The organism is Ruegeria sp. BJ3 (assembly GCF_056535665.1).
Window position 1 is genome coordinate 1144674 of the sequence record NZ_JBQFIT010000001.1, and the last position, 13099, is coordinate 1157772.

At 63.2% G+C, this 13099-nt stretch carries 14 protein-coding genes; 8 read left to right on the forward strand and 6 right to left on the reverse strand.

Annotated features, from left to right (window positions below; all coding sequences use genetic code 11):
- The first annotated feature begins 107 nt into the window (after nt 1-107).
- The 5 genes from ACR3EL_RS05735 to glmM all read left to right on the forward strand — a co-directional run bounded on the left by ACR3EL_RS05735 (nt 108) and on the right by glmM (nt 5605).
- Nucleotides 108-749 carry a cell wall hydrolase gene (locus tag ACR3EL_RS05735; protein WP_170337909.1) on the forward strand — a complete coding sequence of 214 codons (642 nt, stop codon included), beginning with the start codon at nt 108-110 and terminating at the stop codon, nt 747-749.
- 79 nt (nt 750-828) lie between these two features.
- Nucleotides 829-2205 (forward strand): multicopper oxidase family protein, encoded by a 1377-nt coding sequence (locus ACR3EL_RS05740; protein WP_170337911.1) that lies wholly within the window; start codon nt 829-831, stop codon nt 2203-2205.
- A 102-nt stretch (nt 2206-2307) separates the two neighbouring features.
- Complete coding sequence (locus ACR3EL_RS05745; protein ID WP_170337912.1) at nt 2308-3228, forward strand: dihydroneopterin aldolase; 921 nt, start codon at nt 2308-2310, stop codon at nt 3226-3228.
- Nucleotides 3225-4223, forward strand: coding sequence for a dihydropteroate synthase (gene folP, locus ACR3EL_RS05750; protein ID WP_170337914.1), 999 nt, complete (start codon nt 3225-3227; stop codon nt 4221-4223). Before ACR3EL_RS05745 ends, folP begins: the two co-directional genes overlap by 4 nt.
- 35 nt (nt 4224-4258) lie before the next feature.
- On the forward strand, nt 4259-5605 hold the full coding sequence (glmM, locus tag ACR3EL_RS05755) for a phosphoglucosamine mutase (protein WP_170337916.1): 1347 nt from the start codon (nt 4259-4261) through the stop codon (nt 5603-5605).
- Here the strand turns inward: glmM and ACR3EL_RS05760 are convergent.
- Both ACR3EL_RS05760 and ilvC read right to left on the reverse strand, forming a co-directional pair.
- Nucleotides 5599-6501 carry a DMT family transporter gene (locus ACR3EL_RS05760; RefSeq protein ID WP_170337918.1) on the reverse strand — a complete coding sequence of 301 codons (903 nt, stop codon included), beginning with the start codon at nt 6499-6501 and terminating at the stop codon, nt 5599-5601. The two genes, glmM and ACR3EL_RS05760, sit on opposite strands and share 7 nt — an antisense overlap.
- A 72-nt stretch (nt 6502-6573) precedes the next feature.
- Entirely contained in the window at nt 6574-7596 is a 1023-nt protein-coding gene (gene ilvC, locus ACR3EL_RS05765) for a ketol-acid reductoisomerase (RefSeq protein WP_093962496.1), read from the reverse strand.
- A 131-nt stretch (nt 7597-7727) separates the two neighbouring features.
- Here ilvC and ACR3EL_RS05770 point away from each other — a divergent pair, with 131 nt between their 5' ends.
- Both ACR3EL_RS05770 and ACR3EL_RS05775 read left to right on the forward strand, forming a co-directional pair.
- The gene (locus ACR3EL_RS05770) at nt 7728-8183 is read left to right on the forward strand and encodes an Lrp/AsnC family transcriptional regulator (protein WP_170337919.1); all 456 of its coding nucleotides are present in this window, start codon (nt 7728-7730) and stop codon (nt 8181-8183) included.
- Entirely contained in the window at nt 8180-8638 is a 459-nt protein-coding gene (locus tag ACR3EL_RS05775) for an Lrp/AsnC family transcriptional regulator (RefSeq protein WP_170337921.1), read from the forward strand. The genes ACR3EL_RS05770 and ACR3EL_RS05775 overlap by 4 nt, the downstream gene beginning before the upstream one ends.
- A gap of 3 nt (nt 8639-8641) precedes the next feature.
- On the opposite strand, the gene ACR3EL_RS05780 is transcribed toward ACR3EL_RS05775, so the two are convergent.
- A complete protein-coding gene (locus tag ACR3EL_RS05780; protein ID WP_170337923.1) occupies nt 8642-9343 on the reverse strand; it encodes a GntR family transcriptional regulator in 702 nt (233 codons plus the stop codon).
- Nucleotides 9344-9574: 231 nt separating this feature from the next.
- On the opposite strand from ACR3EL_RS05780, the gene ACR3EL_RS05785 reads away from it, so the two are divergent.
- The gene (locus tag ACR3EL_RS05785; RefSeq protein ID WP_170337925.1) at nt 9575-10702 is read left to right on the forward strand and encodes an aminotransferase class V-fold PLP-dependent enzyme; all 1128 of its coding nucleotides are present in this window, start codon (nt 9575-9577) and stop codon (nt 10700-10702) included.
- 13 nt (nt 10703-10715) lie between these two features.
- Here ACR3EL_RS05785 and ACR3EL_RS05790 read toward each other — a convergent pair whose 3' ends face one another.
- The 3 genes from ACR3EL_RS05790 to ACR3EL_RS05800 form a co-directional block, all read right to left on the reverse strand.
- A complete protein-coding gene (locus ACR3EL_RS05790; RefSeq protein ID WP_170368694.1) occupies nt 10716-11912 on the reverse strand; it encodes a UbiH/UbiF family hydroxylase in 1197 nt (398 codons plus the stop codon).
- Nucleotides 11913-11986: 74 nt separating this feature from the next.
- Nucleotides 11987-12235 carry a hypothetical protein gene (locus tag ACR3EL_RS05795; protein ID WP_170337928.1) on the reverse strand — a complete coding sequence of 83 codons (249 nt, stop codon included), beginning with the start codon at nt 12233-12235 and terminating at the stop codon, nt 11987-11989.
- A 131-nt stretch (nt 12236-12366) separates the two neighbouring features.
- Nucleotides 12367-13011, reverse strand: coding sequence for a pyrimidine 5'-nucleotidase (locus tag ACR3EL_RS05800; protein WP_170337930.1), 645 nt, complete (start codon nt 13009-13011; stop codon nt 12367-12369).
- Between the last annotated feature and the right edge of the window lie 88 nt (nt 13012-13099).

Here is a 13099-nt window from a genome sequence, read left to right on the forward strand (position 1 = left end):
TCTTGCTTTTTCCTCAGAACTGGACCTTTCGCGCCTTCTGCGTTAAGACCCCGTCGCGCCCGCCGGGGGAGGGTATGGCGCGTGAAGTGCCTGTGCGAGGTTATCTGATGCTACGATATATACTGGCTGTTGCCATTGCGGCGGCAACCGTGATGCCGAGTGCGTCCGTTGCCGAGAGGGAAGCCACCGAGACTGCCAAGCGCGAACTGGTGTCGCGCAACGAGGTGCCGGGACAAAGCTTTCGCGACTATCTGAAGCTGTTCCAACCTAGGAAAGAGGTCCAACCGGTTGAGATTTCCTACACCAAGGCCTGGCTGGACCAACAGCCCAAAGCCAGCGGTGGCGAAGATCTGAAATGCTTGGCCGAGGCCCTGTATTTCGAAGCGCGCGGAGAGAGCGTGCGCGGCCAATTCGCGGTTGCCGAGGTGATTTTGAACCGGGTGGAAAGCACCCGTTTCCCGAACACCGTCTGCGGCGTGATCCGTCAGGGAACAGGCAAGAAATATCAGTGCCAGTTTACCTATACCTGTGACGGCCGCAAGGAAGTCATTCACGAGAAGAAAGCCTATGAGCGCGTGGCCAAAGTTGCCAAGGCGGCGATCGAGGGGGTCAGCGATCCGCTCACGTCGGGGGCCACGCATTACCACACCAAGGCGGTGCGCCCGTCGTGGTCGCGCGTTTACAAGGAAACTGCGCGCATCGGTGTGCATATCTTCTACCGCCACAACTACCGCACTGCGAGCAACTAGCGCGCATTGACGCACCCGCGCTGGAACGTTGATGGCGCGGGTGAAACCAGGGGCTATATTGCGGGCAAGGAGACCCGCAATGAATCTGAGCCGCCGAAGCCTTTTGAAATCTGCCGCCGCGCTTGCGGTGTTTCCAACGCCAGCGCGCTCCGCGCCGCTGACCCTGACTGCGCGCGAGGGCGCTCAGTTGATTGCCCCTCCGGGGTTTCCGGAAACCGCTATCTGGGGCTTTGATGGGCAGGTGCCGGGCAGCCCCATCCATCTGCGGCAAGGCGAGCGTGTTCAACGCCGCTTGGTGAACGAATTACCGAAAGCCACTTCGGTTCATTGGCACGGTATCCGCATCGACAACGCTATGGATGGCGTTCCGGGGCTGACTCAGGATGCGGTTCCAGGCGGCGCGACCTTCGACTATGATTTCATCGTGCCGGACGCCGGAACCTATTGGTACCATGCGCATAACAAGTCAGTCGAACAGGTGGCCCGTGGCCTGTATGGCCCATTGATCGTGCACGAGTCCGAGGCGCCGGATGTGGAGCAGGATCTGGTGCTGATGCTGGATGACTGGCGACTTGATCCGGAAACGGCCCAGATTACCCAAGATTTCGACAACGGCCATGACCTCAGCCATGCTGGACGGTTGGGAAACCTCATCACGGTCAATGGTGCATTCGACCCATCCTTTCCTGTTCAACAAAACCAACGCCTGCGCCTGAGGTTGGTCAACGCCGCAAATGCGCGTGTCTTCACTGTTGGCCTGGACGGAATGACCGGATGGATCGTCGCGCTGGATGGAATGCCTTTGGCCGAGCCGATCCCGATTGAGGACACGTTCCCGCTGGCCCCGGCACAACGTGCGGATTTGTTGGTGGATGTGCTGGCTGCGAATGCGGAAACGGCCAGCCTGTTCAGTCAGGAACGTGACGGCGCCTTTGGTTTGGCCCGATTTTCAGTGGCGGGGCAGGCGGCTTCCACTCCCCGGTCGGGAGTTCGGCCATTGCCGCCGAACCCGCTTCCGGAATTGACGGACCTCAACAACGTACCGCGGCACGAGATGAGGCTGCAGGGCGGTGCCATGCGCTGGCTTGAAAGCGCGCGGATTGGCGAAACCGAGCTCTCGGGCCGGGAACTGGCTCAGCTGGGGCGGTTCTGGGCGCTGAATGGCTACGCCGAGCGACCGGATGACCCGTTTCTGGACGCGCCCTTGGGAAGCGTTCACCGGATTGCCTTCGTGAACGAAACGGTATTCCCGCACGCGATGCACCTGCATGGCCACCACTTTCGGCTGATCTTGCCGGACGGGACCCTTGGCCCGTGGCGCGACACGGTTCTGGTCGAACGCGGCGAAACCCGCGAGATCGCGCTGGTCACCGACAACCCGGGCAACTGGCTGCTGCATTGCCATATGCTTGGACACGCCGCATCGGGTATGATGAGTTGGTACCGCGTCACCTGACGCCGCATTCGGCGGCTGGAATGGCGTTTGCTTGAATGCTATAGCCGCGCGGAACCAATAATTTGGGCAAACCTGTCCAATCTGCCCGAAAAGGCCCGTGCCATGAGTACTGAAATCCGCCTTGCTTTTGCGCACCCGTCCGAACGGTCCGAGGCGACCGCGCCACGCGGGCCGCTGGATCGTATCTCGCTGCGCGACCACATTGTCGAGGTCGAGATCGGCGCTTTTCAGGCCGAGCGGGGCACCACCCAGCGCATCTGTTTCAACATCGTGGTCGAAGTGCGGCCGCTGACCGAAAACATCGACGATGATGTCGATCGCATCCTGTCCTATGACCGGGTGACCGAGGCCATTGCCTATGAACTGGCGGCCGAGCGTCTGAACTTGCTCGAGACGCTGGCGGATCGAATAGCCGAGCGGATCCTGCTTGAGCCTCAAGCGGTAAGGGCTTTCGTACGCATTGAAAAACTGGATCGTGGTCCGGGCGCTTTGGGAGTCGAGATCGTGCGTGGCAAGGATGGCGTCCATCACGATGTCATCGAGGAAGAGCGTCCACATCCCCGGCTGGTCTTTCTGTCGAATGCAGCGATTGAGTCGGCCAATTTGTCGGGCTGGATCGACCAGTTGGAAAACCGACAGCGACCGCTGATTCTGTGCGTGGGTGCTTCCGAACTACCGGTGCCGCAGACCGGGCATGCCATGACCCAGCGCCGGATCGACCTGCTGGCGATCGAGCAGAATGCCTGGGTGCTGGCCGCGCGTGATCATCGCTGCGTCGTCGTCTCGACCCGGACCGAACTGGACTGGGCCATGAAGAACGGTCAGATCTGTGTCTGGGCACCGTCCAAGATCGTGTTGGATGCGGTCGATGGGCCTTCGGCGGCGCCGTCCGATGCGGTGGCCTTGGCCGCCTGGTTCGCCGCCACCTTTGAGGCCAGCGAAATGCTGGTCATTGGCGGGGAACTGCCCGAGTCGCCCAAAACGCCGCTCCGTGCGGTTCCGGTGGAGCAGGCGCAACTTTGACCAGTTACTATCGCCCATTGGTGCAACACGGGCTTGTGCGCCCGGACGGGGCCTTGCCACTGGCCGGGCAGGGCCTGTGGTTCACCCATGCCGAATGCCTGCAACGTGACGCGGCACCCCGGATCGTTGCGGCCGCCGAAATCCCTGAATCGTGGCAGGACCGGCTGACACGACCGCGCGCCGCGATTGCCGGTCTGGACATGACACAGCCGCAGATCATGGGCATCCTTAACGCCACGCCCGACAGCTTCTCCGACGGTGGCCAGCACAACACCCCCGACGCCGCGTGTGCGGCGGCCCGGGAAATGGTCGCGCACGGTGCGACCATTCTGGACATCGGCGGTGAATCTACCCGTCCCGGTGCGGATTTCGTGCCCGAGGACGAAGAGATCGCCCGCACCCAGCCCTTGATCCGCGCGATCCGGGCCGAGACACCGGCGCTGATTTCGATCGACACGCGCAAATCCGCCGTGGCAAGGGCCGCGGTCGAGGCGGGGGCGGGGCTGATCAACGACGTTTCGGGCTTTACCTTCGATCCCGCGCTTGGCGCTTTCTGCGCCAAGATCAACGTGCCGGTCTGCGTGATGCACATGCAGGGCGACCCGGCCACGATGCAGGACAACCCGACCTATGATGACGTTCTGCTGGACGTTTTCGATTTCCTGTCGGGGCAAGTGGCCCGGCTGGAAGGCCTCGGGCTGAATCGGGGCCGGATCATCGTCGATCCGGGTATCGGGTTTGGAAAGACCGAGGAACACAACCTGACCCTACTACGCAATCTCAGCCTGTTTCACGGGTTGGGCTGCCCGATCCTTCTTGGCGTGTCACGCAAGGGCTTCATCGGCCGGATCGGCGCGGAACCGCGCAAGGATGCCCGCGCGCCGGGATCAATTGCCGTTGCGTTGGCCGGATTGTCGCAAGGTGTGCAGATCATCCGGGTGCATGACGTGGCAGAGACCGCTCAGGCCTTGCGCCTGTGGGCCGCTGTCCGGTAATCGGGTCGCAGGCAGGACTTTGTGGAGTAACAGGTATGCGCAAGCTGTTCGGAACCGACGGGGTGCGGGGCACCGCCAACACCTATCCGATGACGGCCGAGATGGCGTTGCGGATCGGCGCGGCCGTGGGGCGGTACTTCCGCCGGGATGGCTCGGGCGTTCATCGGGTGGTGATCGGCAAGGATACGCGCCTGTCGGGCTATATGCTGGAAAACGCGCTGACGGCGGGTCTGACGTCGACCGGCATGAACGTGCTGCTGCTGGGGCCGGTGCCGACACCGGCGGTCGGGCTGATGACCCGGTCGATGCGGGCCGATTTGGGTGTGATGATCTCGGCCAGCCACAACCCGGCCGAGGACAATGGGATCAAGTTCTTCGGCCCCGATGGATTCAAACTGTCCGACCAGGCCGAACTTGAAATCGAACAGCTGATCGAAGAGGGGGTCAAACCCGCGCAGGCGCAGAATATCGGGCGCGCCCGGCGTGTCGATGACGCCCGATTCCGCTATGGCGAGCGGGTCAAGTCATCTCTGCCGCGCGAGCTGCGTCTGGATGGCCTCAAGGTGGTGATCGACTGCGCCAACGGCGCCGCGCATCGCACCGCGCCCGAAGTGCTGTGGGAACTGGGGGCCGAGGTGATCCCGGTGGGAACCGCGCCCAACGGCAAGAACATCAATCTGGGCTGCGGCTCGACCCAGCCGCGCGTGGCGGCCGAGGCCGTCGTGGCGCATGGGGCGGATGTGGGCATCTGCCTCGACGGTGATGCCGACCGGGTGGTGATCGTTGATGAAACCGGACAGGTCGCCGACGGTGATCAGCTCATGGCCCTTTTGGCCACCGCCTGGGCCACTTCCGAACGGCTGAAAGGCGGCGCGCTTGTTGCGACCGTTATGTCGAACCTGGGGCTCGAGCGGTTTCTGGGCGCGCGCGGGCTGCGGCTGGAACGGACGGCGGTCGGTGACCGCTATGTGGTCGAGCGTATGCGGGAAGGCGGGTTCAACCTTGGCGGTGAACAATCCGGCCACATCGTCATGAGCGACTATGCCACCACGGGCGATGGCCTGATGGCGGGGTTGCACTTCCTGGCCGAGATGGTGAATTCGGGGCGCAAAGCCTCGGATCTGGCGCAGCAGTTCGAGACGGTGCCGCAACTGTTGAAGAACGTGCGCTATGGCGAAGGGCAGGCCCCGCTGGAAGCGGAAACGGTCAAGGCCGCGATTGCTGATGCCGAGGCGCGGCTGAACGGGCAGGGGCGGTTGCTGATCCGCAAGTCGGGCACCGAGCCCTTGATCCGCGTGATGGCGGAATGCGAGGATGACGCCCTTTTGGCACAGGTGGTCGATGGGATCGTGGCCGAGGTCGAAGCCGCCGCGCGTCAGTAGCCCAACAGCAACTTGCGCAGGCTGAACCATTGGCTGATGGCCATGCCTGTCAGGATCAGCGCCAATGCTATGTAGAACCGCAGCGGCAGTGCCTCGGACAGGATCCACGCGCCGAAGATCATCGACCAGACCGGCACCTGATAGTTCACCAGAGTCATGAAGACCGACCCGGCGCTGCGAATGATCGACACCCGCAGCAGGGTGGCAAAGGCCGTGGGCACAAGGCCCAGCACGATCAGCGCAAGCGTGGGGCGCAGGCCTTGCGGTGCGGGCACGCCCTCGGTCACCATCATGATCGGCAGCAGGATCACCGCACCCACCACCAATGTCAGTGCGGCCAGTACCACCGGGTCGATCGGCGGGCAGCGCCGGGTCAGGATCGACGCCACCGAATAGCAGAACGCCGCCCCGATGCAGGCCAGCTGTGCCAGCGGCTCGGCCCCGCTGCCCAGTTGCGCCAGCCCTGGGCCGATAAGCACCAGCGCTCCGGTGAAGCCCAGCGATACCCCGACGAAACGACGTGGGTTCAGGGGTTCATCCGAGAAGAAATGCGCCAGCGGAAGAACCATCAGCGGAATTGCGGCCATGGACAGCCCGGCAAAGGCCGAGGGTACATATTGCTGCCCCCAGCTGAGCAGCACGAAAGGCAGCGCGGTGGACAGGATGCCGATCAGGATTACCGACCACGCGAGACTTGGTGTCAGGCTGGGAATGCGCCGCCGGGTCAGCCCCATCAAGGCCAGCAGCATCACCGCGCCCAGCGTCGTCCGCGCCGTGGCCACCGTGATCGGGCCATAGCCTTCCAACGCCATCGCGACGACCATGAAGGTGCCGCCCCAGATCAGGCCCAGGGCAATGACGCCGCTCCAGTCGCGTATGTTGGGTTGAGGCACCATCGCTGGCCGTTCATCCGTTCTGCATGAAAAGGGCGGCCACCGGGGCCGCCCTTGGGTCCAAGCCGTTTGGGCTTAGTTCTTTTCCTGATCGACCAGCTTGCCGGCCGAAATCCAGGGCATCATGCCCCGCAGCTTTTTGCCGACTTCTTCGATCTGGTGTTCGTCATTGGCCCGGCGCGAAGCCTTGATCGTGGGCTGACCGACCTGGTTTTCCAGCATGAAGTCACGCACGAACTTGCCCTGCTGGATGTCGTTCAGAACCTCTTTCATCGCCTTCTTGGTCTGCTCGTAAGGCAGGATGCGCGGGCCGGTCACGTATTGACCGTATTCCGCGGTGTTCGAGATCGAGTAGTCCATGTTGGCGATGCCGCCTTCATAGATCAGGTCCACGATCAGCTTCACCTCGTGCAGACACTCGAAATAGGCCATCTCGGGTGCATAGCCGGCCTCGACTAAGGTTTCAAAGCCGCAGCGGATCAGTTCGACCAGACCGCCGCACAGAACGGCCTGCTCGCCGAACAGGTCGGTTTCGCATTCCTCGCGGAAGTTGGTCTCGATGATGCCCGAACGGCCGCCGCCGATGGCCGAGCAGTAGGACAAGCCGATTTCCAGCGCCTTGCCGGTCGCGTCGGTGTGGACCGCCACAAGGCAGGGCACGCCGCCGCCTTTGACATATTCGCCGCGCACGGTGTGGCCGGGGCCTTTGGGGGCCATCATGATGACGTCCACGCCCTCTTTCGGCTCGATCAGGCCGAAATGCACGTTCAGGCCGTGGGCAAAGGCGATGGCCGCGCCGGGCTTGATGTTGTCATGCACGTATTTCTTGTAGGTCTCGGCCTGAAGCTCGTCGGGCATGGTGAACATGATGACGTCGCACCAGGCCGCGGCCTCGGCAATGCCCATCACCTGCAGGCCTTCGGCTTCGGCTTTCTTGGCCGAGGGCGAGCCTTCGCGCAGGGCGACGACCAGGTTCTTGGCACCCGAGTCGCGCAGGTTCAGCGCGTGGGCGTGGCCTTGAGAGCCATAGCCCAGGATGGCCACTTTCTTGTCCTTGATCAGGTTGATGTCGCAATCGCGATCGTAATAGACGCGCATTTTGCCGGTCCTTTCTGTTTCGATTGCTGCGGTTCTATCTGCAGTGATTGCTATTGGCGAGAGCGATGACATTGGATATTGACGAAAGAAGTGAAGAATAATTCTTAGAAACCGGAAAACTTGAAAAAGTAATGCTTGACGACATCGACCGCCGCATCCTGCGCCATTTTCAGGCCGACCCAAGCCTGAGCACCGCCGAACTGGCCGAGCGGTGTCGGATCAGCAATGGCGTGTGCTGGCGGCGGATCGAGAAGATGCAGGCCGCCGGGATCATTCAGGGGCAGGAGGCCGTGATCGACTGGTCCGCCATGGGCTATGCGGTCGAGGTGTCGCTGCGGGTGACCTTGGACAAGACCCAGCCGCGCGCCTTCGACGAATTCACCGATGCCGCCCGCAAAGTGCCCGAGGTGATCGAGATCCAGACCTTTCTGGGGCGGGTGGATGTCCGCCTGTCCGTCATCGCGCGGGACATGGCGCATTATCAGCAGGTCTATCGCGACCGTATCCTGACCCTGCCGCATATCGCCGACATCGAGGCCCTGATGCACATCGCGCGGGTCAAGCGGGACGAGGTGCTGCCGGTATGATCGAGCTGGATGATCTGGACAGGAAGATTCTACGGGCCTTGGCTCAGGACGCGACGCAAAGCGCGGGGGCGCTGGGGCGGCGTTTCGGGCTGTCGCAGCCCGCGACATGGCGCCGGATCCGGCGGCTGGAGCAGGCGGGTGTCATCAAGGGGCGCCGGCTGCGCTTGAACGCCGAGGCGCTGGGGTTCGGCGTCACCGTATTTCTGGGCGTCAAGCTGGCGCGCAAAGGCCAGGTCAGCCTCGAGGATTTCGAACGCGCCGTCAGCGCCATTCCCGAGGTGCAAACCGTGGAACACGTTCTGGGCCTGTACGACTATCGGCTGCGCGTGGTCGCGCGCGACCTGGCGGACTTCGAACGCGTCCTGCGTCGGCGTATCATGACCCTGCCGGGGGCAGGGGATGTCGAAGCAAATGTACTGCTGAGCGAGGAACGCCTGCCCGGGCCGATTGGCTAGCGGTCAGTAGCGGGTACGGATGCAATAGCCCGGATGGTGGGTCAGGCGGGCAAACGAAACCGGCTGTCCGTCTTTCCATGTCATGCGCTCAAGCTGAATCATCGCGGCCCCGGTCGTTGTTCCCATGTAATCTGCCAGATGGCTGTCGGCGGAAATGGCGTAGAGTGCAAGCTCGGCGTCAATGAAGGGGTTCGCGTTCAACAGCCATTCATGCGGCCCGACCTCTTCCAGATTGGCATCTTCAACCTCGGGGACGGCCGAAATGTTGATCCAGCGTTCTTCGTGTTGAAACGGGCGGTTGTCGGCATAGTGCATACACACCAGATGCAGGATCTGCGACTGCGGCGGCAGACCCAGTTGCGAGCTGAGCCAGCCGGGGCTCGTGTCAACGCTGCGCTCGACCAGGGCATAGCGGTAGGTTTGGTTCTGGTCTTCGACGATCTGACGGGCCAGCGACAGTTCCAGCTTGGCCTGTTTGCTGGGTGATTTCTTGACCCGCGTTCCGCTCTTGCGCTTGCGCTCGACGAACCCTTGCTCGGCCAGTTCGCGCAGCGCACGGTTGACGGTTGCGCGCGCGCAGTTGAACTCTTCGGCAAGCTGGGTTTCGGTCGGCAGCAAGGAACCCTGGGGCCAGACCCGTGTCTCGATCCGCCGCTTCACTTCGTCCCGAACGAATTGAAAACTGATCCGCTTTTGAACGTTCACGGTCTAAAATATCCTTTCAAGCTCAAGATGTGCGTATCTGTTCAGAAACACGTCAAGGTGTAAAGAGAGAGGTGACACTAATTGGCGTCAATTCGGTCTCTCAGGCTGTTGAAACGGGTGTCCAGCCGAGCTTCTGACCGTTGACCTACGGGAAGCGCATGAGGGTCAATGAGCACTTTACCAACAGATGCAAAGCCTTCAGAAAGTGAGCAACCCAGAAAAGGAGACAACATGCCGGCATTGTTGAATACAGTCGATCCGGACGGGCTCGAAGAATTCTCGGTCGTGTTCACCGACCGCTCGCTCAACCACATGTCGCAGGCGTTCCAGCAGGTGATGCGCGACATCTCACGGATGCTGCGTGAGGTCTATGGCGCGGAAGGCGTAGCAGTGGTGCCAGGTGGCGGAACCTATGCGATGGAGGCCGTGGCCCGCCAGTTCGCCCGCGGTGCCGATGTGCTGGTGGTGCGCAACGGCTGGTTCTCGTATCGCTGGAGCCAGATCATCGAAACCGGGGGGCTGACGGCGTCAGCCACCGTGTTGAAGGCCCGTCAAACGGGGAATTCCAGCCCGTCGCCCTTTGCGCCAGCGCCGATCGACGAGGTGGTCGAAACCATTCGCAGCCAGCGACCCGGCGTGGTGTTCGCGCCGCATGTGGAAACCTCGGCCGGGGTCATTCTGCCGGACGACTATGTATCGGCGATGGCCGCCGCCGCGCACGAGGTCGGTGCGTTGATGGTGCTCGACTGCATCGCCTCGGGCTGTGCCTGGATCGACATGAAGGCCACCGGCGTGGACGTTCTGATCTCGGCCCCGCAAAAGGGTTGGAGCGCCTCGCCCTGTGCCGGTCTGGTCATGCTGTCCGACCGCGCCGAGGCGCGGCTGGCCGAGACCGCCTCGGACAGTTTCGCGCTGGACCTGAAGAAATGGCGCCAGATCATGCAGGCCTATGAGGGCGGCGGCCATGCCTATCATGCCACCATGCCCACCGATGCGCTGCGGGCGTTCCGGGACACGATGCTGGAGACCCGTGACTATGGGTTCGACAAGTTGCGCGATGCGCAATGGCGGCTGGGCAATGCGGTGCGGGCGATGCTGCGCGACAAGGGGGTCGTTTCGGTCGCGGCCGAAGGCTTTGGCGCACCGGGGGTGGTGGTCAGCTATACCGACGATCCCGAGGTGCAGAACGGCAAGAAATTTGCCGCGCTGGGCATGCAGATCGCCGCCGGGGTGCCGCTGCAATGTGACGAGCCCGAGGGGTTCAGCACCTTCCGCCTCGGCCTGTTCGGGCTGGACAAGCTGTATGATGTCGATGGCACGGTGGCCCGGCTGAAGCGGGTTCTGGATCAGGTGCTGTAGGCCGGTACGGGCCTCAGCGCACGCCGAGGCCCATCTGCATCAGCGTCTTGCGCACCACCGGCATCGAATAAAGCGCGTTCAGCCCCGCAGCGCGCGCATCGCGCAACGGCCGTGCCTCGACCATCGAGGCACGGTTCAGCAGGTCGATCCCTTTGACGCGCAGTTCGATTTCGGTGTGGCGGGCCATGTGATAGGCCTCGAGCATCTGGGCATCTCCCAGACCCTCGGGCCGGGCTTGGGCCAGGTCCAGCAGGCTGCGTAGATCCCCCAGTGACATGTTCAGCCCCTGCGCGCCGATCGGGGGCACCACATGGGCGGCCTCGGCCATCAGGGCCACGCGCTGCGCCGACAGGCGCTCGGCCGATTGGCTGATGATCGGCCAGATCGTCCGGCGCGAGGCCAGTTTCAGCGGCCCGAACAGGCCGCAGGACCGCTCGGTCATCGCGGCCTCGAATTCGGCCTCGGGCAGGTTCAGTAGTTCGACCGCGCACGGGCCGCGCTCCATCCAAACGATCGCCGACGAGGGCTGGCCCTCCCAGTCGGGCAGGGGGACCAGAGTGAACGGCCCGCCGGACCGGTGGATCTCGGTCGAGACGTTTTCATGGGCGATCGGATGCGTCACCGCAAAGGCCAGTGCCTTCTGCCCGTATCGCGTGGTGTGGACCTTGATCCCCGCAGCCTCGCGCATGGGCGAGTTGCGGCCGTCGGCGGCGATCACCAGCTTGGTGCGGATGCGCGTGCCGTCGGACAGGCCCACACGCGCCTCGGCGGTGCGGGTGAACAGGCTGACGGTGCCGGTGCCGGGGCGGAAATCGACATTCGGCAGTTCGTGCAGCCGGGCCACCATCTCGCGCCGCAGCAGCCAGTTGGGCAGGTTCCAGCCAAAGGGTTGATCCGAGATATCGGCGGCGTTGAAATCCCGCACCACGCGCGGTTCAGGGATGTCGCCGCCCGCGTCCACGATGCGCATGATCTGCAGCGGCGCGGCGTGGGGTTCCAGCCGGTCCCACAACCCGCAGTGCTGCAGCTGGCCGTGGGCCGGTTGCAGAAACGCGGTGGTGCGCAGGTCGGACCCGTCGGCGTCGCGGTCGGTGACGGGCGGGGTCGGGTCCACGCAGATCACGTCGAACCCTGCGGCGCCTAATACGGCCGCCGCAGTCAAACCGGCGATGCCACCGCCGGAAATCAGGATGTCACAACTGTCGGTCATCGCGTCACTCTCCGTTGCCTGCGGACCCTAGTGCGGTTCTGGGGCCTGCGCCAAGTGACATCCTGTCCCGTAGTCTAGCCGCGTGAAATCAGGACCAGAATCAGGAACATCACCGGCACCATCGCCAAGGCCGGCAGATACAGGCCCGGCAGGCCGAACAACAGGGCGGAACAGCCCCACATGCTGAGCAGTGCCGCAACGGTATAACCCAGATCCTCGGGCTTGCCATTGGCCGCATCGCGGGCCAGCCAGCCAAACAGTGGAATTGCAAAAAGCAGGCGCTGCCAGAAGGGCAGGCGGCCGGGCATCTCGATCGCGGTCATCGGGGTCTCCAGTTCTGTTCGTCGCTGAGCCTGATGTAGGAACGACTTTGCAGCTGCAGAATGCGCGGATCGTCGCAGTTTCAGGCTGCACGCAGGCGCATTTCGTCGCAGTCTTTCGGCGGAGGTCCGGTTCAGATCAGACGGGCCAGAAAGGCTGTCAGGTCATCGGTATGGTGGTGGATGTGATCCGCGTCATGCGGATCGGGCGCGACATGCACCGTACGCATGCCCATGTCATACGGGGCCTTCAGGTTGCGCGGCTCGTCCTCGAACATCGCGGCGCGGTCGGGGTGGATGCCATCGCGGGCAAACACCGTTTCAAACGCGGCCTTGTCCGGTTTGGGCCGATATCCCGCATGTTCGACCCCATAGATCGCGTCGAACAGCCCATCCAACCCGCGTGAGGCCAGAACCCGCTCGGCATAGGGCGCGCTGCCGTTGGTGTAGACGATACGCCGCCCGGGCAGGGCCCGGATATGCGCGGCCAGCGCAGGGTCGGGCTCCATGTGGCTCAGGTCGACCTGATGAACCGCGTGCAGATAGGGCTTGGGGTCCAGATCATGTTCGGCCATCAGCCCGGCAAGCGTGGTTCCGTGTTCGCGCCAATAGTGCTGGCGTAGCCGGTCAGCCTCGGCCCGGTCGACGCGCAGGGCTTCGACCACGTATTCCGTCATCAGCACCTCGATCTGATCGAACAGGCGCATCTGTGGCGGATAGAGGGTGTTGTCCAGATCGAACACCCATTGGGTGACATGTGAAAATGCAGGCTTGACCATACGCTTGGGTTTAGGCCGCGGCCACCCGGTTTTCAATGGCGCACTTGATTGCAGACCCATGGCCCGGATAGACAGGTCCGAACGAGGA